Here is a 22,725-nt window from a genome sequence, read left to right on the forward strand (position 1 = left end):
CCGCCGGGCGCCAGCCACCCGAGGCCACGATGACCCGCAAGCTCTTCGTCACGACCGCCCTGCCCTACGCCAACGGCAACTTCCACATCGGCCACATCATGGAGTACATCCAGGCCGACATCTGGGTGCGGTTCCAGCGGATGCAGGGCCACCAGGTGCACTTCGTCGGCGCGGACGACGCCCACGGCGCGCCGATCATGATCGCCGCCGAGAAGGCCGGCAAGACGCCGCAGGAATTCGTCGCGGCGATCGCCGCCGGCCGCAAGCAGTACCTGGACGGCTTCCACATCAGCTTCGACAACTGGCATTCGACCGACAGCCCCGAGAACACCCAGCTGGCGCAGGACATCTACCGCGCGCTGCGCAGGAACGGGCTGATCTACTCGCGCCACATCGAGCAGTTCTTCGACCCGGTCAAGGAGATGTTCCTGCCGGACCGCTACATCAAGGGCGAGTGCCCCCGCTGCGGCGCCAAGGACCAGTACGGCGACTCCTGCGAGGTGTGCGGCGCGGTCTACGCCCCGACCGAGCTGAAGAACCCGTACTCGACGCTGACCGGCGCGACGCCGGTGATGAAGTCCAGCGAGCACTACTTCTTCCAGCTGTCCTCGCCGCGCTGCATCGAGTTCCTGCAGCAGTGGACGCAGGACGGCAAGCTGCAGCCCGAGGTGGCCAACAAGGTCAAGGAGTGGTTCGCCACCGACGACAGCGGCGCTGGCGGCCTGTCCGACTGGGACATCTCGCGCGATGCCCCCTACTTCGGCATCGAGATCCCTGACGCGCCGGGCAAGTACTTCTACGTCTGGCTGGACGCGCCGGTGGGCTACCTCGCCTCGCTGAAGAACTACTTCGACAAGGGCGGCCCGAAGGCGAAGTACGGCGAGGTGCGCTCGTTCGAGGACTTCATCGCCGACCCCGAGGTGGAGCAGTACCACTTCATCGGCAAGGACATCACCTACTTCCACACGCTGTTCTGGCCGGCAATGCTGCACTTCAGCGGCCGCAAGACGCCGAACAACGTGTTCGTGCACGGCTTCATCACGGTCAGCGGCGAGAAGATGAGCAAGAGCCGCGGCACCGGCATCGACCCGCTGAAGTACCTGTCGCTCGGCATGAACGCCGAGTGGCTGCGCTACTACATCGCCGCCAAGCTCAACGCCCGCGTCGAGGACGTCGACTTCAACCCGGACGACTTCGTCGCGCGCGTCAACAGCGACCTGGTCGGCAAGTACGTCAACATCGCCAGCCGCGCGGCCGGCTTCATCGCCAAGCGCTTCGGCGGCCGGCTCACCGCCGCGATCTCGGCCGACGGCGAGCAGCTGCTCGCCACGCTGCGCGCCGGCGCCGCCGAGGTGGGGCGCCTCTACGAGGAGCGCGAGTACGGCAAGGCGGTGCGCGAGATCATGCTGCTGGCCGACCGCGTCAACGAATACGTCGACCAGAACAAGCCCTGGGAGCTGGCCAAGCAGGAAGGGCAGGACGCGCGCCTGCACGAGGTCTGCTCGGTCTGCATCGAGGCGTTCCGCCTGCTGACCATCTACCTCAAGCCGGTGCTGCCGGCGCTGGCCGCCAACGTCGAGGCCTTCCTGAAGGTCGAGCCACTGAGCTTCGCCGACGCGCAACGCCGGCTCGGCGAGCACGTGATCGGCACCTACCAGCACCTGATGCAGCGCGTCGACCCCAAGCTGCTCGACGCCCTGTTCGAGCCGCCCGCGCCGGCCGCCCCGGCGCTGCCCGGCGGCGAGGCGATCGCGCCGACCATCGGCATCGAGGACTTCGCCAAGGTCGACCTGCGCATCGCGAAGATCGTCAACTGCGAGCATGTCGAAGGCTCGGACAAGCTGCTGCGCCTGACGCTGGACGTCGGCGAGGGCCGGACGCGCAACGTCTTCAGCGGCATCAAGTCCGCCTACAAGCCCGAGGACCTGATCGGCAAGCTGACCGTGATGGTGGCCAACCTGGCGCCGCGCAAGATGAAGTTCGGCGTCAGCGAGGGCATGGTGCTGGCGGCCTCGCACGCCGACGAGAAGGCGCATCCCGGCGTCTTCGTGCTGGAGCCCTGGCCCGGTGCCGAGCCCGGCATGCGGGTGCGCTGACACGGGAAGGCGCCGTCGCGGACGCGGTGCCCTGGCGTCCGCTGCGGCAAGGTGGGGTCGAGCCCCCGCGGTGCTGCCGTGTCGCCACGACAGCCACCCCATGCGACGAGTGTTCCGCAGGGGCCGTCTCCCGCCGACAGCCTAGCCGGGATTGGCGGCGGCGTGGTTACAAAGCGATTGCCGCGTTACCTCACTGTTCGAGCACGTCCGCGCCCGCCGGCGGCGTGAAGCGGAAGCGCTCGGCCGGCACCGCCACGTTGGACTGCACCTGGCTGAACTGCAGCACCGACTTCTGCCCGAAGTTGTCGAGGATCTCGAGCGCGGCCAGCGCCTGGTCGCGGAAGCCGACGCGCACCGTGCGGAACTGGCTGTCCTTGTCGCGCGGCACCGCCTCGACCCATTGCAGGCCGTCGCTCGCCTCGGCCGGCGCGAGGCGGAAATCCTTCTCCAGCGACCCGCCGGCCAGCAGCGCCGCCGGCGTGGCGCCCAGCGCCTGGTCCATCGCGCGCACGGTGACCTGGTGCAGGTCCGGGTCGTAGAGCCAGACCTTCTGCCCGTCGGCGACGATCAGCTGCTCGAAGGGCTTGTCGTACTCGAAGCGGAAACGCCCCGGACGGGCGAACTCGAAGCGCCCCTGCGTGACGCGCTTCTTCGCCCCGTCGGGCGAGGTGACGGTCTGGGTGAAGGCGGCCTGGCCGCTCCTGACCTCCTGCACGAAGCGCTTGAGCGTGTCGACCGCATCGGCCCAGGCCGGCATCGCGACGGCCAGCAGGGCCGTCAGGAACAGGTGTTTCATTCTTCGCGTGCCGGGACGAGGATCTCCCGGTTTCCGTTGGTGGCCATGCTGGATACGAGGCCGGCTTTTTCCATTTGTTCCAGCAGGCGCGCGGCGCGGTTGTAACCGATGCGCAGGTGGCGCTGCACCAGCGAGATCGAGGCGCGCCGGTGCTGCAGGACGACCTGCACCGCCTGGTCGTACATCGGGTCGGCCTCGCCGTCCGCACCACCGCCCAGGCCCTCGCCGGCCGGTCCGCCCTCGCCGTCCAGCGTGCCGCCTTCCAGGATGCCCTCGATGTAGTTGGGCTCGCCCTGGGTCTTGAGGTATTCGACCACGCGGTGCACCTCCTCGTCGCTGACGAAGGCGCCGTGCACCCGCACCGGCAGGCCGGTGCCGGGCGCCAGGTACAGCATGTCGCCCTGGCCGAGCAGGGTCTCCGCGCCCATCTGGTCGAGGATGGTGCGGCTGTCGATCTTGCTCGAGACCTGGAACGCGATGCGCGTCGGGATGTTGGCCTTGATCAGGCCCGTGATCACGTCCACCGAGGGGCGCTGCGTGGCCAGGATCAGGTGGATGCCCGCCGCGCGCGCCTTCTGCGCCAGGCGCGCGATCAGCTCCTCGATCTTCTTGCCCACCACCATCATCAGGTCGGCCAGCTCGTCGATCACCACGACGATGTAGGGCAGCCGGTCGAGCGGCTCGGGCTCCTCGGGCGTCAGGCTGAACGGGTTGGGGATCTTCTCGCCGCGCTCGGCGGCCTCGGCGATCTTCTTGTTGTAGCCGGCCAGGTTGCGCACGCCCAGCTTGCTCATCAGCTTGTAGCGGCGCTCCATCTCGCCGACGCACCAGTTGAGCGCGTTGCCGGCCTGCTTCATGTCGGTCACCACCGGCGCCAGCAGGTGCGGGATGCCCTCGTACATGGCCATCTCCAGCATCTTGGGGTCGATGAGGATCAGGCGCACGTCGCGCGCCTCGGCCTTGTACAGCAGCGACAGGATCATCGCGTTGATCCCGACCGACTTGCCCGAGCCGGTGGTGCCCGCCACCAGCAGGTGGGGCATCTTGGCCAAGTCCGCCACCACCGGGTGGCCGACGATGTCCTTGCCCAGCCCCAGCGTCAGCATTGACTGGGCGTCGTTGTAGGCCTGCGAGCCCAGGATCTCGGCCAGCCGGATGGTCTGGCGCTTGGCGTTGGGCAGCTCCAGCGCCATCAGGTTCTTGCCCGGGATGGTCTCGACCACCCGGATGCTGACCAGGCTCAGCGAGCGCGCCAGGTCCTTGGCCAGGTTGACGATCTGGGCGCCCTTCACGCCGGTGGCCGGCTCGATCTCGTAGCGGGTGATCACCGGCCCCGGGGCGGCCGCGACCACGCGCACCTCGACGCCGAAGTCCTTGAGCTTCTTCTCGATCAGCCGCGAGGTCATCTCCAGCGTCTCGGGCGTCACGGTCTCGACCTTGGACGGCACCGCATCGAGCAGGTCCACCTGCGGCAGCCTGGTGTCCGCCAGCTCGGTGAACAGCGGCTTCTGGCGCTCCTTGACCACGCGCTCGGACTTGGGCACCTCGATCACCGGCGGCTCGATCACGATCGGCGCATGGTCGACGATCACCTGGCGCTCGACCTCGACCACCTGCTCGCGTTCCTTCATGGCCTTCTCGCCCAGGCGGCGGTCCTCGCGGATCTCGCGGCGGGTCTCGCGCCAGACGCGCCAGCCGTCGATCCAGGCGCCCAGCCGCTCGGCCGTGCGCACCCAGGAGAAGCGCAGCGCCATCGAGACGCCGGCCACCAGCAGCGCGATCCACCACACGCCCGAGCCGGCAAAGCCCAGCAGCCGCATGCTGGCCGGGCCGAGCGTGTGGCCCAGCACGCCGCCGGCCGGGCCGGGCAGGTGGGCCTCGAGGTGGTACAGGCGGGTCCATTCCAGGCTGCTGCTCGCGCACAGCAGCGCCACCACGCCGGCCCACAGCAGCCACTTGGGCGGGGCCTCCGGCGCCTCGACCGCAGGCACCCGGTCACCACGCAGCAGGCGCGCCAGCGCCGACAGCCAGCTGCGCACCGCGATCAGCACGATCCACCAGGCCGAGAAGCCGAACAGGAACAGCAGCAGGTCCGACACCCAGGCGCCCAGCACGCCCGCCGCGTTGCGGGTCGGCGCGCCGTCGCCGGTGGTCGACCAGGCGGCATCCGACGGCGAGTGGGTCGCCATCGCGAGCAGCAGCAGGATCAGCCCCAGCGCGCCGAGGAAGACGTTGAGCTGCAGGCGCCAGCGTGGCGGCGCCGGCGGCGGCGGGGGGGCCTTGGGCTTGCGGGTGTAGGTCCCGGACGCGCCGCGTCCGGACGGAGCAGGGGCGGGCGCAGCCGCGTCGGCGTCCTGCGCACCGAGGGATCCGAGTGGAAATGCCATGCGCGGATTGTGAATCAAGCGCGCATCCTGCCACCGCAAGGCGCGCACATCCACCCCTGCGGGGGGCACGCGGCCCCCGCCGGACCGGCGTTCGCGCCGGGCCCGTTCAGTTGACCTGCAGGCGTTCCTTGATGATCACCGAGCCGTCCGGCTGGGTCTCGACGTAGTGGCGTTCTTCCAGGTCCTTCATGACCCGGCTGACCATCTCGCGCGAGGCGCCGACGATCTTGGCCAGGTCCTGGCGCGAGACCTTGTTGCGGATCAGCAGCGTGCCGTTGTTGTCCTCGGCCATGTCCAGCAGCGTGCGGGCGACCCGGCCGTAGACGTCCAGCAGCGCCAGCGACTCGATCTGCCGGTCGGCCGCGCGCAACCGGGACACCAGGCCCCGCATGATCGCGTACGACAGGCTGGAGTTCTCCGGCAGGCAGCGGGCGAATTCGGTGCGGCCCAGCACCAGCACGTCGGTCTGCACCTCGGCGCGCACCGTGGCCGAGTGCGGTTCGTTGTCGATCAGGCTCATCTCGCCGACATAGTCGCCCGGATGCAACATCGCCAGGATGACCTCGCGCCCGCGGGCATCGGCCGTCAGCACCCGGGCCCGGCCGGTCAGCAGGATGAACAGCGCATTGGACTTGCGCCCTTGCTCCACGATGATCTCGCCACGGCGGTAACGCCGCTTCACCACGCCCTCGGCAACGGCCTCGGCCTGGCTGTTGGTGAGCATCGAAAACAAGGGGACCCGTCGAATCAGGTCCAGGTTGGACAGCATCGCCATCAGAGATCACCTTTTGCGTTGTTTGGCCCTTGATCGCGTGCAAAGCCCGCGTCGCCCGTCCGGCTGCCAGCCTTTCCTACAATGCAGCCTGGCGATGGCGCCGGAAAGCTCCATCCGTCGGCTGGAAAGTACCCTTCCCGCTGGCTCGTGAGATATCTCACAAGCGGCACTCTACCGTAAGCCCCGCATTTGCTGGAAGGTGTGCGACCCGAGTCTGCCCTCACTTTGCATCGAAGCGCCCCTCCATGAGCACCACACCGAAGCACGCCCAGGTCCTGATCCTCGGTTCCGGTCCTGCCGGCTACACCGCCGCCGTCTACGCCGCGCGCGCCAACCTGAAGCCGGTGCTGATCACCGGCCTGGCCCAGGGCGGGCAGCTGATGACCACCACCGAGGTCGACAACTGGCCCGCCGACGTCAACGGCGTGATGGGCCCGGACCTGATGCAGCGCTTCCAGCAGCACGCCGAGCGCTTCAACACCGAGATCGTGTTCGACCACATCAACGAGGTCGACCTGTCGAAGCGCCCGTTCTGGCTCAAGGGCGACGCCGGCGAGTACACCTGCGACGCGCTGATCATCGCCACCGGCGCCTCGGCCAAGTACCTGGGCCTGCCTTCGGAGCAGGCCTTCATGGGCCGCGGCGTCAGCGGCTGCGCCACCTGTGACGGCTTCTTCTACCGTGGCGAGGACGTCTGCGTCGTCGGCGGCGGCAACACCGCCGTCGAGGAGGCGCTGTACCTGTCCAACATCGCCCGCAAGGTGACCGTGATCCACCGCCGCGACAAGTTCCGCGCCGAGCCGATCCTGGTCGACAAGCTGATGGACAAGGTGCGCGACGGCAAGGTCGAGCTGAAGCTGTTCTCGGTGCTGGACGAGGTGCTGGGCGACGACTCGGGCGTCACGGGCGTGCGCATCCGCAACGTGAACGACGGCAGCACCGAGGAGATCGCGCTCAAGGGCTGCTTCATCGCGATCGGCCACCAGCCCAACACCGACATCTTCAAGGGCCAGCTGGAGATGAAGGACGGCTACATCCTGACCCGCTCCGGCCTGAACGGCTTTGCCACGATGACCAGCGTGCCGGGCGTGTTCGCCGCCGGCGACGTGCAGGACCACGTCTACCGCCAGGCGATCACCAGCGCCGGCACCGGCTGCATGGCCGCGCTGGACGCCCAGCGCTACCTGGAGCAAGGCGGCGCGGCCTGACGGCAAGGCCGGCCGAAACCCCTGGGACGCCGGCCGGATTGGCCGGCGTTCGCTTTATGGCTATAATCGCATTCTTTGCCGATGGTGACTGCGCCATCCAACTGTTGCGACCCGCGAGGGTCGGGAGCCGTCGGAACAGCGCCAGTCCTCGAAGGGCGCTCATCAGGCGGGCAGGCCCGGCCGGCGACGGCCGCAGTGACCCAGGCCGCCTGCTCTAGGCGTCACATCTGAACCGAGATTGAAACGGAGAAGCGTCATGGCACGCGTCTGTCAAGTTACGGGCAAGCGCCCGATGGTGGGCAACAATGTGTCCCACGCGAACAACAAAACGAAGCGCCGCTTCCTGCCCAACCTGCAGTACCGTCGCTTCTGGCTCGAGTCCGAAAACCGCTGGGTGCGCCTGCGCGTGAGCAACGCCGCGCTGCGCCTGATCGACAAGGTCGGCATCGACCAGGTCGTGGCCGACCTGCGCGCCAAAGGCGAACTCTGATCGCCCCCTGAAGGAAACGCACCATGGCCAAGACCGCTCGCGAAAAGATCAAGCTGGAGTCGACCGCTGGTACCGGTCACTTCTACACGACCACCAAGAACAAGAAGACGACGCCCGAGAAGCTCGAGATCATGAAGTTCGATCCGAAGGTTCGCAAGCACGTCATCTACAAGGAAGTGAAGCTGAAGTAATTCGGCCGCGCTTCTCCGCAGGAAACCCGCCCGGCGCACGCCCGGCGGGTTTTTTGTTGCCCGACGCCCGCCGGTCCGCTGCGGCACCCGCCGCCCGCCTGGCAGCCCCGTGCAGGGCCTTGGCCTGCCCGCGCACTGCCCCCCCAGGCCCCTGCCGGCCACGCCCGCGGGGGCCGCGCGGCGCACCTCCTGCACGACGGCGGTCCAGGGCCCGCCCGGGAGCAACGACGGCACGGCGCCGCAGGGCCCGGCCCCACCGGCTGCGCGCCGTGGGCGCAAGACCGCCTCGAAGCCTGGGCGCGCCCCAAAACAAAAGCGCCTCCCGATGGAGGCGCTTGTTGCAGGAACGGAACGGGGGGCTGCTCAGACCGTCGCGGCGCGCAGCTTGAGCGCGAAGTCCTGGAGCGCAGCCACGCCGCTTTCCTCGGCCTTCTTGCACCAGGCCTGCAGGTCGGCGACCAGCTGTTCGGCCGAGACGTTGGTGCGGGTCCAGATCTGGCGCAGCTCCTCGCGCATCGCGACCAGCTTGGACAGCACCGGCGAGCTCTCGCAGGCATGGGCCAGCTGCGGCTTGATGCTGGGAGGAATGACGTTCTCGTCACGGTGCAGCCAGCGCTTGGCCAGCAGCAGCTCCTTCCAGCGCGCCGAGTTCTTGGCGCCGGCTTCCTTGAGCTGCACCAGTTCGGCCTTCACGGCGCGGCGCAGTTCGCGGCCGTACTTGGCCATCACCTCGTAGCGGTTGGCAATCACGGCCTGCAGGGTGGAGGCATCGGCCACCGGCTTGACCGGGCCGAGCTTGAGCATCGGCGGGGTCTTGCGCACCTTGGCCAGGCCCATCAGCTCCAGCGAGCGGATGTACAGCCAGCCGATGTCGAACTCGTACTTGCGGACCGACAGCTTGGCCGAGGTCGGGTAGGTGTGGTGGTTGTTGTGCAGCTCCTCGCCGCCGATGATGATGCCCCACGGCGAGATGTTGGTGGACGCATCGGGCGCCTCGAAGTTGCGGTAACCCCAGTAGTGGCCCAGGCCGTTGATGATGCCGGCCGCGGTGATCGGGATCCACAGCATCTGCACGGCCCACACGGCGACGCCGGCGGCACCGAACAGCAGCAGGTCGAGGATCAGCGTCAGGCCCACGCCCTGCCACGTGTAGCGGCTGTACAGGTTGCGCTCGATCCAGTCGTCCGGCGTGTTGTGGCCGTACTTGGTGAGGGTTTCCTGGTTCTTGGCCTCGGCGCGATAGAGCTCGGCGCCTTCGAGCAGCACCTTGCGGATGCCGCGCGTCTGCGGGCTGTGCGGATCGTCTTCGGTCTCGCACTTGGCGTGGTGCTTGCGGTGGATGGCGACCCATTCCTTGGTCACCATGCCGGTGGTGAGCCACAGCCACAGGCGGAAGAAATGGGCCACCGCCGGGTGCAGCTCGAGGGCGCGGTGGGCTTGCGATCGGTGCAGGAAGATGGTGACCGACGCGATCGTGATGTGGGTGGTGACTAGCGTGTACAGCACGATCTGCCACCAGGTGGCATTGGTCACGCCGTTGGCGAGCCAATCGATCAAACTTTCCCACACGATCAGGAATTCAGACATTGAGAACAGCCTTTCAGAAGCTGGCTGGATTGTAGGTGAGGCCCCCCGGGATGGGCCGCCAAAATACACCGGTTTCCCGGTGACATCCACTGTATCCGACCACAAGAGGGCAAATTTCAGGCCCACCGGGGCCTTGCGATCGGGCTTGGTGACTCAGACCGCGAAACCTCACCTGCGTTCCCAGACGGCGGCAAAAAATCCGTCCGTGGCGTGGCGGTGCGGCCACAGGCGCAGGTAAGGGCCCGTCACGAGCTGCTGCGCGTCGGCCACCTTGGCCTGTTCGAGCACCGCAGCGGCCGGCAGCGGTGCGAAGTCGCGATGCGACTCGGCGAAGGCCTCGGCGATGCGCTCGTTCTCGTCCTCCAGCAGGCTGCACGTGGCATAGATCAAGCGGCCGCCCGGCTTGACCAGGCGGGCAGCGCTGGCAAGGATTGCCTGCTGCTTGTCGCGCAGTTCCGCCACCGCCTGCGGCGACTGGCGCCACTTGAGGTCCGGATTGCGCCTCAGCGTGCCCAGGCCCGAGCACGGCGCGTCCACCAGCACGCGGTCGATCTTGCCGGCCAGGCGCTTGATGCGCTCGTCGCGCTCGTGCGCGATCTGCACCGGGTAGACGTTGGACAGGCCGCTGCGCGCCAGGCGCGGCTTGAGCTTGTCCAGGCGATGACCGGAGACGTCGAAGGCATACAGCCGGCCGGTGTTGCGCATCGCCGCGCCCAGCGCCAGGGTCTTGCCGCCGGCGCCGGCGCAGAAGTCCGCCACCATCTCGCCGCGCTTGACGCCCATCAAGAGCGCCAGCAGCTGGCTGCCTTCGTCCTGCACCTCGATGTCGCCGCGCGTGAAGATGTCCAGCTTGTTCAGCGCTGGCTTGCCGTCGACGCGCAGGCCCCAGGGCGAGTACGGCGTCGGCTGCGCGGCGATGCCCGCGCGGGCCAGCTCCTCGACCGCCGCCTCGCGCTTGAGGCGCAGCAGGTTGACGCGCAGGTCCAGCGGCGCGGGCCGGGCCAGGCTGTCGACCAGCGGCCAGAACTCGGCCTCGGGCAGGAACTGCTTCAGCGGCGCGACCAGCCAGTCCGGCAGGTTGTGGCGCAGCTTCTCGGGCAACGTCGCGACGTCGACCAGGCGCACCTGGGCCAGCCACTGCTGTTCCTTGGGGCCGAGCGCGCCCTGCAGGAAGCGCTCGTCGCCCTGCCATCCAAGGATGGCCAGGCGTCGCTCCAGCGCGCCGGCGCCCGATTGCGCGAAGTGCTGCAGCAGCAGCCGCTGGCGCAGCACGTGGTAGGCGGTCTCGGCCAGCGTGTGGCGCTCGCGCGGCCCGAGCTGGCGGTGTTGGAGGAAGAAGCCGGACACGACGGTGTCGGCCGGCGCGTCGAACTTCAGGACCTGGCGCAGCAGTTCGGTGGCCAGGTCCAGGAGGGCATTAGGATGCATGACGCGAATTATCCCGTGCGACAGAGATCCGATGCCCGCCAACGACCTGCCCCCGCTGCCTCCCACCCCGCCCGGCCGCTACCGCCACTACAAGGGCCGCGAGTACGAAGTGCTCGGCTGCGCCCGCCACAGCGAGACGCTGGAGCCGCTGGTGGTGTACCGGCCGCTGTACGGCGAAGGCGCGCTGTGGGTGCGCCCGCATGCGATGTTCTTCGAAACCGTGGTCGTCGAGGGACGCGCGCAGCCGCGCTTCGCCCGCATCGAGCCGCGGCCCTGAGCGGCATGCAAGGCGCGTGGCTCAGAACAGCAGCTGCGGCTCGCCTTCGCGGTGCGTGACGATGCCGTTGCGCACCTCCAGCTCGTCGCGCACGATCCAGCGCACCGCGCGCGGGTAGATCACGTGCTCCTTGGCCAGGATGCGCTGCGACAGCGTGTCCTCGGTGTCGGTGGGATGCACCGGCTCGACGGCCTGGATGATGATCGGGCCGTGGTCCAGCTCGGCAGTGACGAAGTGCACGGTGGCGCCCGCCAGCTTGCAGCCCGCCTCGATCGCGCGGCGGTGCGTGTGCAGCCCGGGGAAGGCCGGCAGCAGCGACGGATGGATGTTGATCAGGCGACCGGCGTAGTGCTCGACGAAACGCGCGGTCAGGATGCGCATGAAGCCGGCCAGCACCACCAGGTCGGGGGCGTGGCGGTCGATCACGCGGGCCAGTTCGGCGTCGAAGGCTTCGCGGGTGTCGTACTTGCGATGGTCGACCGTGTCGGTCGGGATGCCGCGGCTGGCGGCGTACTGCAGTCCCCGGGCGTCGGGGCGGTTGCTGATGACCGCCGCCACCTCGGCCGGCCAGCGCTCGGCGGCGCAGGCCTCCACGATGGCTTCCATGTTGGAGCCACGGCCGGAGATCAGGATCACGATGCGTTTCATGGGGCGCGAGTGTAGCCTTCGGCCGAACCGGTTCCCGGACGGCCTCCTACAATCTCCCTCTTTCCGGGCGCCGCGCGCCCGCATCCTTTGCCCTGCGATTCTCCCACCATGACCGAACGCGTCCTCACCGGGATCACCACCACCGGGACCCCCCACCTGGGCAACTACGTCGGCGCCATCCGCCCCTCCGTCGAGGCCAGCCGCGCGCCCGACGTCGAAAGCTTCTTCTTCCTGGCCGACTACCACGCGCTGATCAAGTGCGACGACCCGGCGCGCGTCGAGCGCTCGCGGCTGGAGATCGCCGCCACCTGGCTGGCCGCCGGGCTGGATCCGCAGCGGGTGTACTTCTTCCGCCAGAGCGACCTGCCCGAGACGCCGGAGCTGACCTGGCTGCTGACCTGCGTCACCGCCAAGGGCCTGATGAACCGCGCCCATGCCTACAAGGCGGCCACCGACGTGAACCTTGCCGCCGGCAAGGATGTCGACGCGGACGTCACGATGGGCCTGTACTGCTACCCGATCCTGATGGCCGCGGACATCCTGCTGTTCAACGCGCACCGCGTGCCGGTGGGCCGCGACCAGGTGCAACACATCGAGATGGCGCGCGACATCGCGCAGCGCTTCAACCACCTCTACGGCCGCGGGCGCGACCTGTTCGTGCTGCCGCAGGCGCAGATCGACGAGGAGCTGGCCACGCTGCCCGGCCTGGACGGGCGCAAGATGTCCAAGAGCTACGACAACACCATCCCGCTGTTCGAGGGCGGCCCCAAGGCGCTGAAGGAAGCGGTGGCGCGCATCGTCACCGACTCGCGCCTGCCCGGCGAGCCCAAGGACCCGGACGGCACGCCGCTGGTGACGATCTACGATGCCTTCGCCACGCCCGAGCAGCGTGCCGAGTTCCGCGCCGACCTGCGCGCCGGCCTGGGCTGGGGCGATGCCAAGCAGCGCCTGGTGGACCTCATCGAGTCGCACATCGGCCCGATGCGCGACCGCTACGCGGAGCTGATGGCCCATCCGGAGCGCATCGAGGAGATCCTGCAGGACGGCGCGCGCCGCGCCCGGCGCATTGCCACGCCATTCCTCGCCGAGCTGCGCGAAGCGGTCGGCCTGCGTCCGATGAAGGCCCTGCCGGTGACCGCGCAGCCCCGGCGCAGCGAGGCGGCCAAGCCCCAGCTGCCGGTGTTCAAGCAGTACCGCGAGGCCGACGGCCAGTTCTACTTCAAGCTGACGGCGGCCAACGGCACGGTGCTGCTGCAAAGCCGCGGCTTTGCCGAAGGCCGCGAGGCCGGCGGCTGGGTCAAGCGCCTGAAGACCGAAGGCGCCGCGGCGCTGGCCGAGGCGCCGGTGGAGATCCCGGCCGGCGTCGCGCGCGAGGACGTGGAAGCGGCGCTGGGCGCACTGGTGGCGGCCAGCGAGGAGTGAGCGCGCAGACGGCCATGGCCGGCATCCACATCACCGACATCGAGGCTGCCATCAACTGGTGGCGCGAACGCCATCCCTCGCCCGACGGCATCACCGCCTGCGCCGAGGTGCGCGCGCTGGCCGAGGTGTATGCGCTGATGGTGTACTACCGCGAGTCCGAGTGCGACGAGCACACGATGCCGCGGCGCGCCAAGGAGGCGTGGCTCCGGTGGTACGCCAGCACGCCCGACACGCCGTGCATCGCGATCTGCTCGACCAGCCAGGGCGACGACGTCTGCAAGGGCTGCGGGCGCACCTTCGACGAGGTGCAGTTCTGGCCCGAGATGACCCCGGCCGAGAAGCGCGCCACCTGGCGCCGCGTGATCCAGGAGGGCACGGCGTGGCGCTTCAACCGCTACGCCGAGCGGGCGCTCGATGCGCCCGCTGCGGCGCAGGCCGGCGCCGACGCGGCTACGCCGCAGCCAGCGGCAGGCGCAGGCTGAAGCAGCTGCCGCCCCCTTCGCGCCGCTCGCAGCGCGCCTGGCCGCGATGGCGCTCGGCGATCTGCCGCACCAGGCTCAGGCCCAGCCCGACGCCGCCGGCATGCTCGGCGTGGCCGGGCATGCGGTAGAAGGGTTCGAAGATGCGCTCGCGCTGGTCCTCGGGCACGCCCGGGCCACGGTCGCACACGCGCACCACCGCGTCCTGGCCTTCGACCGTCACGCTGACCTCGATCGGCTCGCTGCCGCCGTAGCGGCGCGCGTTCTCGAGCAGGTTGCGCAGCGCGCGGCGCAGCAGGCGCTCGTCGCCGCGCACCATCGCGTCGGTGCCCTCGACCCGCGCGTCGACGTAGGCGCCCTCCTCGGCCGCCAGCGCCAGCAGGTGCACCGGGTCGTGCCGGTCGAGGCGCGGCGCTGCATCGAGCCGGCTGGCCAGCAGCACTTCTTCGACCAGCGCGTCGAGTTCGCGGATGTTGTTGCCGATCTCCTGCATCAACGAGGCACGCGACTCGGGCGAGGCGGTCTCCAGCAGCGACAGCGCCATCTTCAGGCGTGCCAGCGGCGAGCGCAGCTCGTGCGAGGCGTTGGCCAGCAGGGACTGGTGCGAGCGCACCAGCGCCTCGATGCGGTCGGCGGCCTGGTTGAAGCTCGCCGCCACCGCGGCCACCTCGTCGCGCCCGCTGACGCTGACGCGGTGGTGCAGCTGGCCGGCACCGAAGGTCTCGACGCCGCGCTTGAGCGCCTCCAGCTGGCGGGTCAGGCGGCGCACCACGGGGTAGGCCCCGGCCGACACCGCGATGAACAGCACCAGCAGCGCGACCACCAGCCCGCCGCCGCTCAGGAAGGGTGGCGGAGGCGGCGGCAGGTCGCGGCGTGCGGCCTGCCCCTCGCGCTCGGGCGCGCCGTCGCGCCACGCCTGGTCCGGCCGCTGTTCCCCGCCTTCGCGTTGCGGCACGGCGGTGCGCTGCGGGCGCAGCACCACGATGGCACGCCCGTCGTTGAGCGGGATGCGCCAGCGGCGGCGCGGCCCCTCGCGCTCGATGCGCTCGTAGCTGTCCGAGGCGGCGATGCGCCGCCCCTGCGCGTCCTCGAGCGCCAGCGGCAGGCGCAGCCGCTCGGACCATTCCAGCAGGACCGCGCGCTGCTCCGCGCGCGGCGCGTCGGCCGGCGGCAGGTTGTTCTGCGCCAGGTCGCCCCAGGCGGCCAGGCGCTCCGACCAGGCGGCCTGGTCGAGCTGGCGTTCCTCCTCGATGTTGCGCTTGAACAGCCAGCCGGCGGCCAGCGCGAACAGCAGCAGCACCGCCACGACGGTGAGGTAGATGCGCAGGTAGAGGCTTTTCACGCTTCGTCGCTGTCCTGCTTCTTGGCAAACACGTAGCCGGCGCCGCGCACGGTCAGGATGCGGCGCGGGTTCTTCGGGTCGTCCTCGATCGCCGCGCGGATGCGCGAGATGTGCACGTCGATCGAGCGGTCGAACGCTTCCAGCGCATGGCCCTTGAGCGCATCCATGATCTGGTCGCGCGACAGCACGCGGCCCGGGTGCTCGGCCAGCACGGCGAGCATCTGGAACTGGTAGCTGGTGAGGTCGCACTCGCGGCCGTCCAGCCGGGCGACGCGGGCGCCCAAGTCGATCTCCAGCCGGCCGAAGCGCTTGACGTCGGGGTCGTCGGCCGGCGGCTGCCCGTTCGCGACGCTGCGCCGCAGGATGGCGCGCAACCGCGCCAGCAGCTCGCGCGGCTCGAAGGGCTTGGGCAGGTAGTCGTCGGCGCCCAGCTCGAGCCCGACCACGCGGTCCATCGGCTCGCCGCGCGCGGTCAGCATCAGGATGGGCAGCTGGCGCGTGTGCGCCAGCCCGCGCAGCTCGCGGCACAGGTCCAGCCCGTCGCCGTCGGGCAGCATCAGGTCGAGGATCACGCCGTCGAAGCCGTGGTCGCGGCGCTCCAGGCGCTCGCGGCCGGCCTTCAGCGACGCCACCGCGTCGATCAGGTAGCCGGCCTGGCGCAGGTAATCGCCCACCATGCCGGTCAGGCGGGTGTCGTCATCGATCAGCAGGATGCGGGCAGACATGGGCAGCAAGGTCGATGCAAGGGAAGAAGCGCCGAGCATAACGGCAAGCGCCGCCGGGATGCGGCGGCGCCTGCGGGGTCAGGCCATCACTGGCGCGGCTGCTCGCCGCGCGGGCCGTGGTGGCGCTCATGGCGCGCCTTGCGCTCCTTGAAGCGCTCGGCCCGCTGCTTCATGCGCTCGGCCAGCTGGGTGCGCTGCTCGGGCGTCAGCACCTGGCTGATCTCGACCAGGGCCTGGCTGATGCGCTTGGAGCGCTGCTCGGCCTGGGCCATGCGCTGCTGGCGCAGCGCCTCGACGGCGTTGGCGTCCACGGTCGGCTGGGTGAACAGCTCCAGCGCCTTCTGGTGCAGGCCGCGGCTGGCCTCGCGCTGCGCCTTCAGGTCGGCGGCAGCGGCCCGGGCGATCTGCTTGATCTGGGTGCGCTGGTCCTCGCTGGCGTTCAGGTCGCGCAGCATGCGGTCGACCATGCGGTCCACGCGCTCGGGGTTGCCGATGAAGCCGCCGGGGCCGCCCATCAGGCCCATCGGCGCGCCGTGGCGCGGCCCGTGGGCGAACGACGGAACGGCCATGGCGGCGGCCACGCCGAGGACGAGGCCGGCGATCAGGGTCTTCGAGGGACGACGCAGACGTTGGGTGGTAGCGGTCACGATGTACTCCTTCCTTGAGAGTGGGTCAGGGCACAGCGCCCATGGAAGGCATCATCGGAACCGGGCGTTAAGCGGGGATGGACCGAGGGTAAAGTTGTGTGAAGGGGTCGCGCCGCCTCAGGCGGCCGAGGCTTCCGGCTCGGCAGGAGACGGCGGCACGCCGAGCAGGCGTTCCATCGCCTCGACCTCGTAGGCGCGCTCGACGGGCACGAAGAAGAAGTTGTTGACGTAGCCGGCCGCCGGAGGCTCCCGCCCGGGCAGCGGCCGCGCCTGCACCGGCTGCAGCTCGGCCATCGAGCCGGGCCGGTAGGTCTCGATGCGCCGGCCCCGCAGGTAGCAGCACATGTAGCCGCGCGTCTGCAGCGCCTCGATCACCGGCTCGGAGCCGCCGGGATGGTGGCGTTCCTCGATCTCGACGATCAGCGTGGGGCGCTCGCGCTGCAGCGTCTGGCGCGCCCCGGCCAGCACCGCCGCCTCGTGGCCTTCGACGTCGATCTTGATCACGTCGACGTCGCGCAGCTGGAGCTGGTCCAGCGGCGCCACCCGCACGTGCACCACGGTTTCATCGTCGAAGCCGCTGTTGGCATCGCGCTCCAGCGAGGCGCGGGTCATCCACGGCCGGCCGCGGTAGATCGGCACGGCAAAGCGCCCCACGCCCTCGCGGTCCGACAGCGCGAGCTCGTGGACCGTCACATGCGGCGGCGCAGCCCGACGCAGCGCGATCGCCAGCGCGGGCAGCGGCTCGAAGGCATGCACCTGCGCGAACATGCGCGCCGCCCAGCCGCTCCAGTGTCCGAGGTTGGCGCCCACGTCGACGAAGGTCCCGGCGCGGCACAGCGCCGGCAGCAGCCGCATCTCCGCCTCGGGCGAGCGGCGCAGGGTCCGCCGGACCTGCCACTGCGTCAGCCACGGGGCCGGCACCAGGGCCTTGGCCCACTCCTTGAACGCTTGCTTCATGCTCTTCTCCCTGGCCGCTCCCGGTGCGCGTGCCCGGCCACGACGTGACGACACCGGGCCCACCCTAGCGCGCCCCGCGGGCCGACGTTGAAGCAAAGTGTTGCTGCCGGTGCCACCGCGCAAGGCGCGACCCTGAAACGAAAGACCGGCGTCCGGAAGGACCGCGCCGGCACACAGGGAACGGCGGTTGCCTGCCTTGGGGTTTCCGGTCCTCGCGCAGCCTGGGCCCAGCGTGCGATGATCGACCCCGATCCGATCCCTGCAGAAAGGACGCGGCATGACACCACCTCGCGCGGCCGGAGACTCCGGTCGGCTCCCGGCGACCGCGTCGCGGCGCACGCCGCCGGCCGTCACGCTGGACAGCGTCGTGCGCACCTACGGCCGCTATGCGCCGTGGTACGACTGGATCTTCGGCGCGGTGCTCGAGCCCGGGCGCCGCCACCTGGCGCGCACGGTGCAGCAGCTGGCGCCCGGCACGTTGCTCGAGGTCGGGGTCGGCACGGGACTGACGCTGGCGCGCTACCCGGCAGCCACCCACGTCACCGGCATTGACATCTCCGAGGACATGCTCGTGCGCGCCCGGCAACGCGCCGCGCGCCTGCCGCAGCGCCGCATCGAGCTGCACGCGATGGACGCCGAGCGCATGGCCTTCGCCGACGCCAGCTTCGACTGCGTGGTGCTGCCCTACGTGCTGTCAGTGACGCCCGATCCGGCGCGGCTGGTCGCGGAGCTGCGCCGCGTCTGCCGCCCGGGTGGCCACATCGTCATCCTCAACCACTTCAGCGGCAGCCGCTTGTGGTGGTGGCTGGAACGCTGCGTCACGACGCTGGCCGATCGCATCGGCTTCCGCTCCGACTTCAGCTACGAGGCGCACGTGCTCGCCCACGACTGGGAGGTCGTCTCGGTGCGGCCGGTCAACCTGTTCGGGTTGTCGAGGCTGGTGGTGGTGCGCAACTGAGCGCCCACGCCGGGGTGCTCACGCGTCCGGGATCCCGGGGTTCACCAGCCGCGCCAGCTGCTCGAGCGACTCCTGCCAGCCGAGGTAGCACATCTCGACCGGGATGACCTCCGGGATCCCCTCCTGCACGATCCGCAGCTCGGTGCCGCAGGCCACCGGGCGCAGCGTGACGGTCACGGTGATCTCGCCCGGCAGGCCGGGATCGTCGAAGCGGTCGGTGTAGCGGATCCGTTCGTGCGGCACCAGCTCCAGGTATTCGCCGCCGAAGTGGTCGACATGGCCGGTGCCGAAGTTGCGGAACGACATGCGATGCGTACCCCCGACGCGGGGCTCCAGGTGATGCACCTGGCAGGTGTAGCCGTGCGGCGGCAGCCACCTGGCCACCGCATCGGGCTCGAGGAAGGCGCGATAGACCCGCTCGGGCGGGGCAGTCAGCACGCGGTGCAGCTGGACGGTTCCGGTCGGCATGGCAGGGTCCTTTCATCGGAGAACGTTGCACACGCCTGCACGACGATCCGGCGCGGCGGAAATCGACCTCCGCCGCACGCACGCCCCGGGGAACACGCGACGGGCAAGAAAAAAGGTAATTCCTAACCTTTCCGGACCAGAATTGGACGTAGTTCCTGGATGGAGATCTGCTTGAGAAGCTTGTACAGCAAGGGTTGCAGGTTCTCGTGCCGGTGATTGAACCGGTAGCAAACTTCGGCCAGGTACAGGTGGAAGTATTGCCGGGGCACGCCACGATACATGTAGAGCCAGTTCTTGGCGTAGCTCCAGAAGCCCTCGATGCCGTTGATGTGATCTCGCCCGGCAGGCCGACCCTTCTCCTTGCGGATCATCACGTGTTCGCCGCGCAGCTTCAGCGTGGCATAGGCCTGCCACTCGTCGGTGTAGTAGAGCGCGCCTTCTCGGGTGTGCGCCTCGATCTCGCGCATGATCGATGCCCGGTCATGGGCCGGGATCGGCATCGCCTTGACGCAGCCGTTGCGCTTGACGAGCCCGAACACGATCACCTTGCCCGCAGCGCCCCAGCCCCGCTTGCCCTTGCGGGCGCCACCGAAGGTGGTCTCGTCGCACTCGATGGCGCCTTCGAACGGCTCGCGCAGTTGCTCCACCAGCGCACAGCAGCCACGCACCAGTCGGTAGAACCGCTCCCGCGAGACCGCGCTGGTATCGGACAGGAACCGCTGCCGGTACGACGGCACGCCCAGCACGAACAACTCCAGCAGGCGTGCCTTCGTCGCTGTGGGCAGTCGTACCGAGTCCCACACCGACGTCCACGTGAAACGCAGCCCGCAAGCGCGGCACTTCAGACGTCCGTCCCCCAGGCGATAGTGCCGACAACCTGCACATCCGGGACATCGCTTCATGACCAAATCCTCTCAGATTTGGTCCGGTTTGCTTAGGAATTACCGAACTCGAAAGCGCCGCCCGGACCGCGATCATGGCCGGGGACCTCGTGCTGGGCGCTGCTATCGCTACGGTGATCGACCGCCGCCCGAAGGATCGCCGCCCCTTCGCTGTGCAGGCCTTCGCGGAGCGCCTGTTGGGCGAAGTCTGGAAGCGGATTCACACCAAGCTCGAAGGGGTCCAGCTCGCCTACAAGACTGCCGTTGCGACTGACCGTGAGTTCGTTCGCGGTAAGGCAGACGGGATTACCAACCTGTCGCTGGCGCTATCCCGTCAGGCGATTGAGGAGGCCGCTGGCGATGAGGGCGACGAAGCCTGAGAACACCCCGCCTCTCCCGCGGGAGTGGGGCGGCCATGTCCCGCGGTGGCTCCGGCCTGACGATCCCCGGGTGAAGGTCCGCGCCTGCATTCGTTGTCGCACGGACTTCTGGAGCGCCCACGCTGGGCATAGGTTCTGCCCAAAGTGCGCCGAGGAAGTCAGCAACATCTACTGAGGAGGCCGTGCGTCAAGCGCGGCCTCAACAACCCTTCAAGGCCTGTCGTCGGAGGCTTCCGGGAAGCGTATCACCTCGCCCCTCGACCTGGAGGAAGATGACGGCGGGCCTTGCCTACTCTCCGAACCGGAACTTGCTGGCCTCAAGGTATTCCTCGACCAGGTCCGCGGCTATCCAGCGCCGCCCGAGACGTTCAGCGACCGCCCCCGTGGTGTTCGAGCCCGCGAACGGATCGACAACCAAATCCCCTTCATCCGTCAGCAGCTTGATGAAAAACTCAGGCAGCACCGCAGGAAAACGCGCGGGGTGAATCTTGATGCCCGTTTCCTTGCATCGTTTCGTGTAGGGATCGTTGGCCGCATTGTTGCCCGCGATCAGCATTTCATTGGCAATCTGATCTTCGAGCACGTTGGAAGGTATCGACCCGCCCGACTCAATCTTGTCAAACGACGAGTTGATGTTGTGACCGGAGGGTCGCACCGTTGTCTTCACGCCCTTTTTCGCCAGCCGGAGCATGTCCGCGCTGTATGGGCGAAGTACGTTGCGGTTGTTCGCCTTCGGGTGAGGTGTCTTGGACAGCCACCAGACGTGCTCAACTGAATCCTTGATCCGAACCCTGCGCACCGTCACCCACTCCGCGGGCACGGGCATCTTTGCCGGGTTGTACCAGTAGCATTCTTGGGCGAGGTGAAAGCCCAGCTCCTCTACAAGCGCGATCATCAGCTTGTAGTGGTACAGCGACCGCGTGGGCGACCCCGGATTCCAGCTCCCCCCGATATTCAAGACGAAGCTGCCGTCATCGGTCAGCACGCGTTGAATCTCGCGTGCGAACGGCAGGAACCAGTCCACGTAGTCCGCCTTGCTGACGTTTCCGTACTCCTTCTTGAAGTGGAGCGCATAGGGTGGCGACGTGAATGCCAGATTGACACAGCCGTCCGGCATCGCCCTCAAGGTATCAAGCGAATCGCCCAAATAGGCCGCCCCCGCTGCGGTGCGGTAGAACGGCTTGAGCTTCCGAACCAGCTTGGCGGGGTGTTCCTGCGGCTTGGTGAACAGCTCGGGTTGTGGGGTTTCAATCTTCATTCTTGTCTTGGGCACCGGGGCAACCGTTGGTAACATGCATCTCTGTGAGGGTAAGTATAGCAAGAAATCCATTGACAAAGTCAACCAATAAATCCGTTTCATTCGACCCTTCGGACTGGATCACTCAGGCCGAAGCCGCACGCCTACGCCGCGTCACGAGACAGGCTATCGCCCGGCTGGTCCAGAACGGTCGCCTGCGCACGCTGGAAATAGGCGGGCGATCATTCGTCAATCGTTCGGATGTGCTGGCGTTTGAGCCCAGTCCCCCGGGAAGGCCGAGGACCTCGAATCATGAGTAACGGGCCCCTTGTCACGATCCGTGAGCTATTAGCACAGTGTTCCCCGGAAGAACAGGAAACGCTGTTCAGGGAACTTCGCGAGCGCCACATCATCCACGAGTTCGAGCGGATCATTGGCGCCCCGGCAGAAATGATCCTTGAGGCAGTCCATCGCGCACCCGAACTCACCCGCCGTATGCTTCGGGGTGTGATCGCTGATGCCGCTTTCCGTACCTTCGTGGTCCCTGCTGTCGCACCGCAAGGCTGGCGGGATGTGACGCCAGCGGGGAACTTCGCCTACGACTACATGATGGAGGATGATCTGGGCCGGGTGTCTGTCCAGGTGAAGCTCCAGCGTAGCGAACGCGGCGCACCCGTTGTGAAAGATGGTGCACGCTTCGGCTTTCCTGGTGAAGTATTCATGACAGAGACGCAAAAGACCCGCACTGGCAACGATGGTGACGGGGAGAAAACTCGCCCCTACCGCTATGGCGAGTTTGACGTGCTGGCTGTGTCGATGCAGCCTTCTACCGGGCAATGGGATCGGTACATGTACACCCTTGGGCGCTGGCTCTTGCCCGGGAAGGGTGAGAATGAAATAGCGACCCTACAGCCGGTGGCCAGGACTCCCAATGAGTTCTGGACAGATGACTTTGCGACGGTCGCCACGTGGTTCCGGGCAGAGGACGGCGGCAAGCGTATGGCGCTGGCTGCTGCCGTGAAACGCCCCCGCCGGAAGAAGGGTGCAGGCGGCGAAGCGCCAGAGCTGTTCTGAAATAAAGAAGCCGCCCGAGGGCGGCTTTTTTCATCGTCTCACAGGGCCTTACCCCATCGCATCCCATCACCTCGAGGAAGGCGGGTTTTTAGGCGGGTTTAGCGCCAATGCCCTGCGGTAAAGCCAGTGAAACTGGCAAATATGGCGGAAAGGGAGGGATTCGAACCCTCGTCACGGGAAAACCCGTGAACCGGATTTCGAGTCCGGCGCATTCGACCACTCTGCCACCTTTCCTTGTGTTCTCGTGGTCGCTACAAGAGCGAAGCTCGCCA

Annotated in this window: 23 protein-coding genes and 1 tRNA gene; 10 read left to right on the plus strand and 14 right to left on the minus strand. The window is 68.4% G+C overall.

What is annotated here, in order from left to right:
* The first annotated feature begins 29 nt into the window (after positions 1–29).
* On the plus strand, positions 30–2,096 hold the full coding sequence (gene metG / locus IS481_RS13915) for a methionine--tRNA ligase (protein WP_104358728.1): 2,067 nt from the start codon (positions 30–32) through the stop codon (positions 2,094–2,096).
* Between the two features lie 190 nt (positions 2,097–2,286).
* Here the strand turns inward: metG and lolA are convergent, their stop codons facing one another.
* The 3 genes from lolA to IS481_RS13930 all read right to left on the minus strand — a co-directional run bounded on the left by lolA (position 2,287) and on the right by IS481_RS13930 (position 6,054).
* Positions 2,287–2,892, minus strand: a complete 606-nt coding sequence (gene lolA, locus IS481_RS13920) for an outer membrane lipoprotein periplasmic chaperone LolA (RefSeq protein WP_104358727.1) — start codon at positions 2,890–2,892, stop codon at positions 2,287–2,289.
* Positions 2,889–5,279, minus strand: coding sequence for a DNA translocase FtsK (locus IS481_RS13925; RefSeq protein ID WP_104358726.1), 2,391 nt, complete (start codon positions 5,277–5,279; stop codon positions 2,889–2,891). The genes lolA and IS481_RS13925 overlap by 4 nt, the downstream gene beginning before the upstream one ends.
* Before the next feature lie 106 nt (positions 5,280–5,385).
* A complete protein-coding gene (locus IS481_RS13930) occupies positions 5,386–6,054 on the minus strand; it encodes a Crp/Fnr family transcriptional regulator (protein WP_104358725.1) in 669 nt (222 codons plus the stop codon).
* Positions 6,055–6,299: 245 nt separating this feature from the next.
* Here IS481_RS13930 and trxB point away from each other — a divergent pair, with 245 nt between their 5' ends.
* From trxB to rpmG, 3 genes are all read left to right on the plus strand, one after another.
* Positions 6,300–7,262 (plus strand): thioredoxin-disulfide reductase, encoded by a 963-nt coding sequence (gene trxB, locus IS481_RS13935; RefSeq protein ID WP_104358724.1) that lies wholly within the window; start codon positions 6,300–6,302, stop codon positions 7,260–7,262.
* A gap of 256 nt (positions 7,263–7,518) precedes the next feature.
* Positions 7,519–7,752: a 50S ribosomal protein L28 gene (gene rpmB, locus IS481_RS13940; protein WP_104358723.1), complete on the plus strand. Its 234-nt coding sequence runs from the start codon at positions 7,519–7,521 to the stop codon at positions 7,750–7,752.
* A gap of 23 nt (positions 7,753–7,775) precedes the next feature.
* Positions 7,776–7,943: a 50S ribosomal protein L33 gene (gene rpmG, locus IS481_RS13945; RefSeq protein ID WP_104358722.1), complete on the plus strand. Its 168-nt coding sequence runs from the start codon at positions 7,776–7,778 to the stop codon at positions 7,941–7,943.
* A gap of 363 nt (positions 7,944–8,306) precedes the next feature.
* On the opposite strand, the gene IS481_RS13950 is transcribed toward rpmG, so the two are convergent.
* Together IS481_RS13950 and IS481_RS13955 are read right to left on the minus strand one after the other, a co-directional pair.
* The gene (locus tag IS481_RS13950) at positions 8,307–9,530 is read right to left on the minus strand and encodes a DesA family fatty acid desaturase (protein ID WP_104358721.1); all 1,224 of its coding nucleotides are present in this window, start codon (positions 9,528–9,530) and stop codon (positions 8,307–8,309) included.
* Positions 9,531–9,698: 168 nt separating this feature from the next.
* Positions 9,699–10,958: an RsmB/NOP family class I SAM-dependent RNA methyltransferase gene (locus IS481_RS13955; protein ID WP_104358720.1), complete on the minus strand. Its 1,260-nt coding sequence runs from the start codon at positions 10,956–10,958 to the stop codon at positions 9,699–9,701.
* Positions 10,959–10,989: 31 nt separating this feature from the next.
* Here IS481_RS13955 and IS481_RS13960 point away from each other — a divergent pair, with 31 nt between their 5' ends.
* The gene (locus IS481_RS13960) at positions 10,990–11,235 is read left to right on the plus strand and encodes a DUF1653 domain-containing protein (protein ID WP_104358719.1); all 246 of its coding nucleotides are present in this window, start codon (positions 10,990–10,992) and stop codon (positions 11,233–11,235) included.
* 21 nt (positions 11,236–11,256) lie between these two features.
* Here IS481_RS13960 and purN read toward each other — a convergent pair whose 3' ends face one another.
* Positions 11,257–11,883 (minus strand): phosphoribosylglycinamide formyltransferase, encoded by a 627-nt coding sequence (purN, locus tag IS481_RS13965; RefSeq protein WP_104358718.1) that lies wholly within the window; start codon positions 11,881–11,883, stop codon positions 11,257–11,259.
* Between the two features lie 108 nt (positions 11,884–11,991).
* On the opposite strand from purN, the gene IS481_RS13970 reads away from it, so the two are divergent.
* Complete coding sequence (locus IS481_RS13970; protein WP_104358717.1) at positions 11,992–13,305, plus strand: tryptophan--tRNA ligase; 1,314 nt, start codon at positions 11,992–11,994, stop codon at positions 13,303–13,305.
* Positions 13,306–13,319: 14 nt separating this feature from the next.
* On the plus strand, positions 13,320–13,787 hold the full coding sequence (locus IS481_RS13975) for a DUF3717 domain-containing protein (RefSeq protein WP_104358716.1): 468 nt from the start codon (positions 13,320–13,322) through the stop codon (positions 13,785–13,787).
* Here the strand turns inward: IS481_RS13975 and IS481_RS13980 are convergent.
* The 4 genes from IS481_RS13980 to IS481_RS13995 form a co-directional block, all read right to left on the minus strand.
* Positions 13,756–15,126, minus strand: a complete 1,371-nt coding sequence (locus tag IS481_RS13980; protein ID WP_104358715.1) for a sensor histidine kinase — start codon at positions 15,124–15,126, stop codon at positions 13,756–13,758. The genes IS481_RS13975 and IS481_RS13980 overlap by 32 nt on opposite strands.
* Positions 15,123–15,851, minus strand: a complete 729-nt coding sequence (locus IS481_RS13985; RefSeq protein ID WP_104358714.1) for a winged helix-turn-helix domain-containing protein — start codon at positions 15,849–15,851, stop codon at positions 15,123–15,125. The genes IS481_RS13980 and IS481_RS13985 overlap by 4 nt, the downstream gene beginning before the upstream one ends.
* A gap of 86 nt (positions 15,852–15,937) precedes the next feature.
* Positions 15,938–16,498 carry a Spy/CpxP family protein refolding chaperone gene (locus IS481_RS13990; protein WP_104358713.1) on the minus strand — a complete coding sequence of 187 codons (561 nt, stop codon included), beginning with the start codon at positions 16,496–16,498 and terminating at the stop codon, positions 15,938–15,940.
* 117 nt (positions 16,499–16,615) lie between these two features.
* Positions 16,616–17,455: an FkbM family methyltransferase gene (locus tag IS481_RS13995; RefSeq protein ID WP_104358712.1), complete on the minus strand. Its 840-nt coding sequence runs from the start codon at positions 17,453–17,455 to the stop codon at positions 16,616–16,618.
* Positions 17,456–17,732: 277 nt separating this feature from the next.
* Between IS481_RS13995 and IS481_RS14000 the strand changes: the two genes are divergently transcribed.
* Complete coding sequence (locus IS481_RS14000) at positions 17,733–18,413, plus strand: class I SAM-dependent methyltransferase (RefSeq protein ID WP_104358711.1); 681 nt, start codon at positions 17,733–17,735, stop codon at positions 18,411–18,413.
* An 18-nt stretch (positions 18,414–18,431) separates the two neighbouring features.
* Here the strand turns inward: IS481_RS14000 and IS481_RS14005 are convergent, their stop codons facing one another.
* On the minus strand, positions 18,432–18,881 hold the full coding sequence (locus IS481_RS14005; RefSeq protein ID WP_104358710.1) for an SRPBCC family protein: 450 nt from the start codon (positions 18,879–18,881) through the stop codon (positions 18,432–18,434).
* A gap of 122 nt (positions 18,882–19,003) precedes the next feature.
* Positions 19,004–19,684, minus strand: coding sequence for an IS1595 family transposase (locus IS481_RS14010; RefSeq protein WP_232529300.1), 681 nt, complete (start codon positions 19,682–19,684; stop codon positions 19,004–19,006).
* A 173-nt stretch (positions 19,685–19,857) separates the two neighbouring features.
* Here IS481_RS14010 and IS481_RS14015 point away from each other — a divergent pair, with 173 nt between their 5' ends.
* A complete protein-coding gene (locus IS481_RS14015; RefSeq protein WP_198425428.1) occupies positions 19,858–20,142 on the plus strand; it encodes a hypothetical protein in 285 nt (94 codons plus the stop codon).
* A 289-nt stretch (positions 20,143–20,431) separates the two neighbouring features.
* Here the strand turns inward: IS481_RS14015 and IS481_RS14020 are convergent, their stop codons facing one another.
* Positions 20,432–21,400: a DNA-methyltransferase gene (locus IS481_RS14020; RefSeq protein WP_198425430.1), complete on the minus strand. Its 969-nt coding sequence runs from the start codon at positions 21,398–21,400 to the stop codon at positions 20,432–20,434.
* A 291-nt stretch (positions 21,401–21,691) separates the two neighbouring features.
* On the opposite strand from IS481_RS14020, the gene IS481_RS14025 reads away from it, so the two are divergent.
* A complete protein-coding gene (locus IS481_RS14025; protein WP_104358837.1) occupies positions 21,692–22,453 on the plus strand; it encodes a hypothetical protein in 762 nt (253 codons plus the stop codon).
* A 142-nt stretch (positions 22,454–22,595) separates the two neighbouring features.
* Here IS481_RS14025 and IS481_RS14030 read toward each other — a convergent pair.
* Positions 22,596–22,687: transfer RNA gene (locus IS481_RS14030), tRNA-Ser, on the minus strand.
* Positions 22,688–22,725 lie beyond the last annotated feature (38 nt).

This window comes from Caldimonas thermodepolymerans (assembly GCF_015476235.1).
GTDB classification, from domain to species: Bacteria; Pseudomonadota; Gammaproteobacteria; order Burkholderiales; family Burkholderiaceae_C; genus Caldimonas; species Caldimonas thermodepolymerans.

Coding starts and splice junctions, on each gene's coding strand:
- metG (WP_104358728.1), top strand. CDS start 30: ATGACCCGCAAGCTCTTCGTCACGACCGCCCTGCCCTACGCCAACGGC.
- lolA (WP_104358727.1), bottom strand. CDS start 2,892: ATGAAACACCTGTTCCTGACGGCCCTGCTGGCCGTCGCGATGCCGGCC.
- IS481_RS13925 (WP_104358726.1), bottom strand. CDS start 5,279: ATGGCATTTCCACTCGGATCCCTCGGTGCGCAGGACGCCGACGCGGCT.
- IS481_RS13930 (WP_104358725.1), bottom strand. CDS start 6,054: ATGGCGATGCTGTCCAACCTGGACCTGATTCGACGGGTCCCCTTGTTT.
- trxB (WP_104358724.1), top strand. CDS start 6,300: ATGAGCACCACACCGAAGCACGCCCAGGTCCTGATCCTCGGTTCCGGT.
- rpmB (WP_104358723.1), top strand. CDS start 7,519: ATGGCACGCGTCTGTCAAGTTACGGGCAAGCGCCCGATGGTGGGCAAC.
- rpmG (WP_104358722.1), top strand. CDS start 7,776: ATGGCCAAGACCGCTCGCGAAAAGATCAAGCTGGAGTCGACCGCTGGT.
- IS481_RS13950 (WP_104358721.1), bottom strand. CDS start 9,530: ATGTCTGAATTCCTGATCGTGTGGGAAAGTTTGATCGATTGGCTCGCC.
- IS481_RS13955 (WP_104358720.1), bottom strand. CDS start 10,958: ATGCATCCTAATGCCCTCCTGGACCTGGCCACCGAACTGCTGCGCCAG.
- IS481_RS13960 (WP_104358719.1), top strand. CDS start 10,990: ATGCCCGCCAACGACCTGCCCCCGCTGCCTCCCACCCCGCCCGGCCGC.
- purN (WP_104358718.1), bottom strand. CDS start 11,883: ATGAAACGCATCGTGATCCTGATCTCCGGCCGTGGCTCCAACATGGAA.
- IS481_RS13970 (WP_104358717.1), top strand. CDS start 11,992: ATGACCGAACGCGTCCTCACCGGGATCACCACCACCGGGACCCCCCAC.
- IS481_RS13975 (WP_104358716.1), top strand. CDS start 13,320: ATGGCCGGCATCCACATCACCGACATCGAGGCTGCCATCAACTGGTGG.
- IS481_RS13985 (WP_104358714.1), bottom strand. CDS start 15,851: ATGTCTGCCCGCATCCTGCTGATCGATGACGACACCCGCCTGACCGGC.
- IS481_RS13995 (WP_104358712.1), bottom strand. CDS start 17,455: ATGAAGCAAGCGTTCAAGGAGTGGGCCAAGGCCCTGGTGCCGGCCCCG.
- IS481_RS14000 (WP_104358711.1), top strand. CDS start 17,733: ATGACACCACCTCGCGCGGCCGGAGACTCCGGTCGGCTCCCGGCGACC.
- IS481_RS14005 (WP_104358710.1), bottom strand. CDS start 18,881: ATGCCGACCGGAACCGTCCAGCTGCACCGCGTGCTGACTGCCCCGCCC.
- IS481_RS14015 (WP_198425428.1), top strand. CDS start 19,858: ATGGCCGGGGACCTCGTGCTGGGCGCTGCTATCGCTACGGTGATCGAC.
- IS481_RS14020 (WP_198425430.1), bottom strand. CDS start 21,400: ATGAAGATTGAAACCCCACAACCCGAGCTGTTCACCAAGCCGCAGGAA.
- IS481_RS14025 (WP_104358837.1), top strand. CDS start 21,692: ATGAGTAACGGGCCCCTTGTCACGATCCGTGAGCTATTAGCACAGTGT.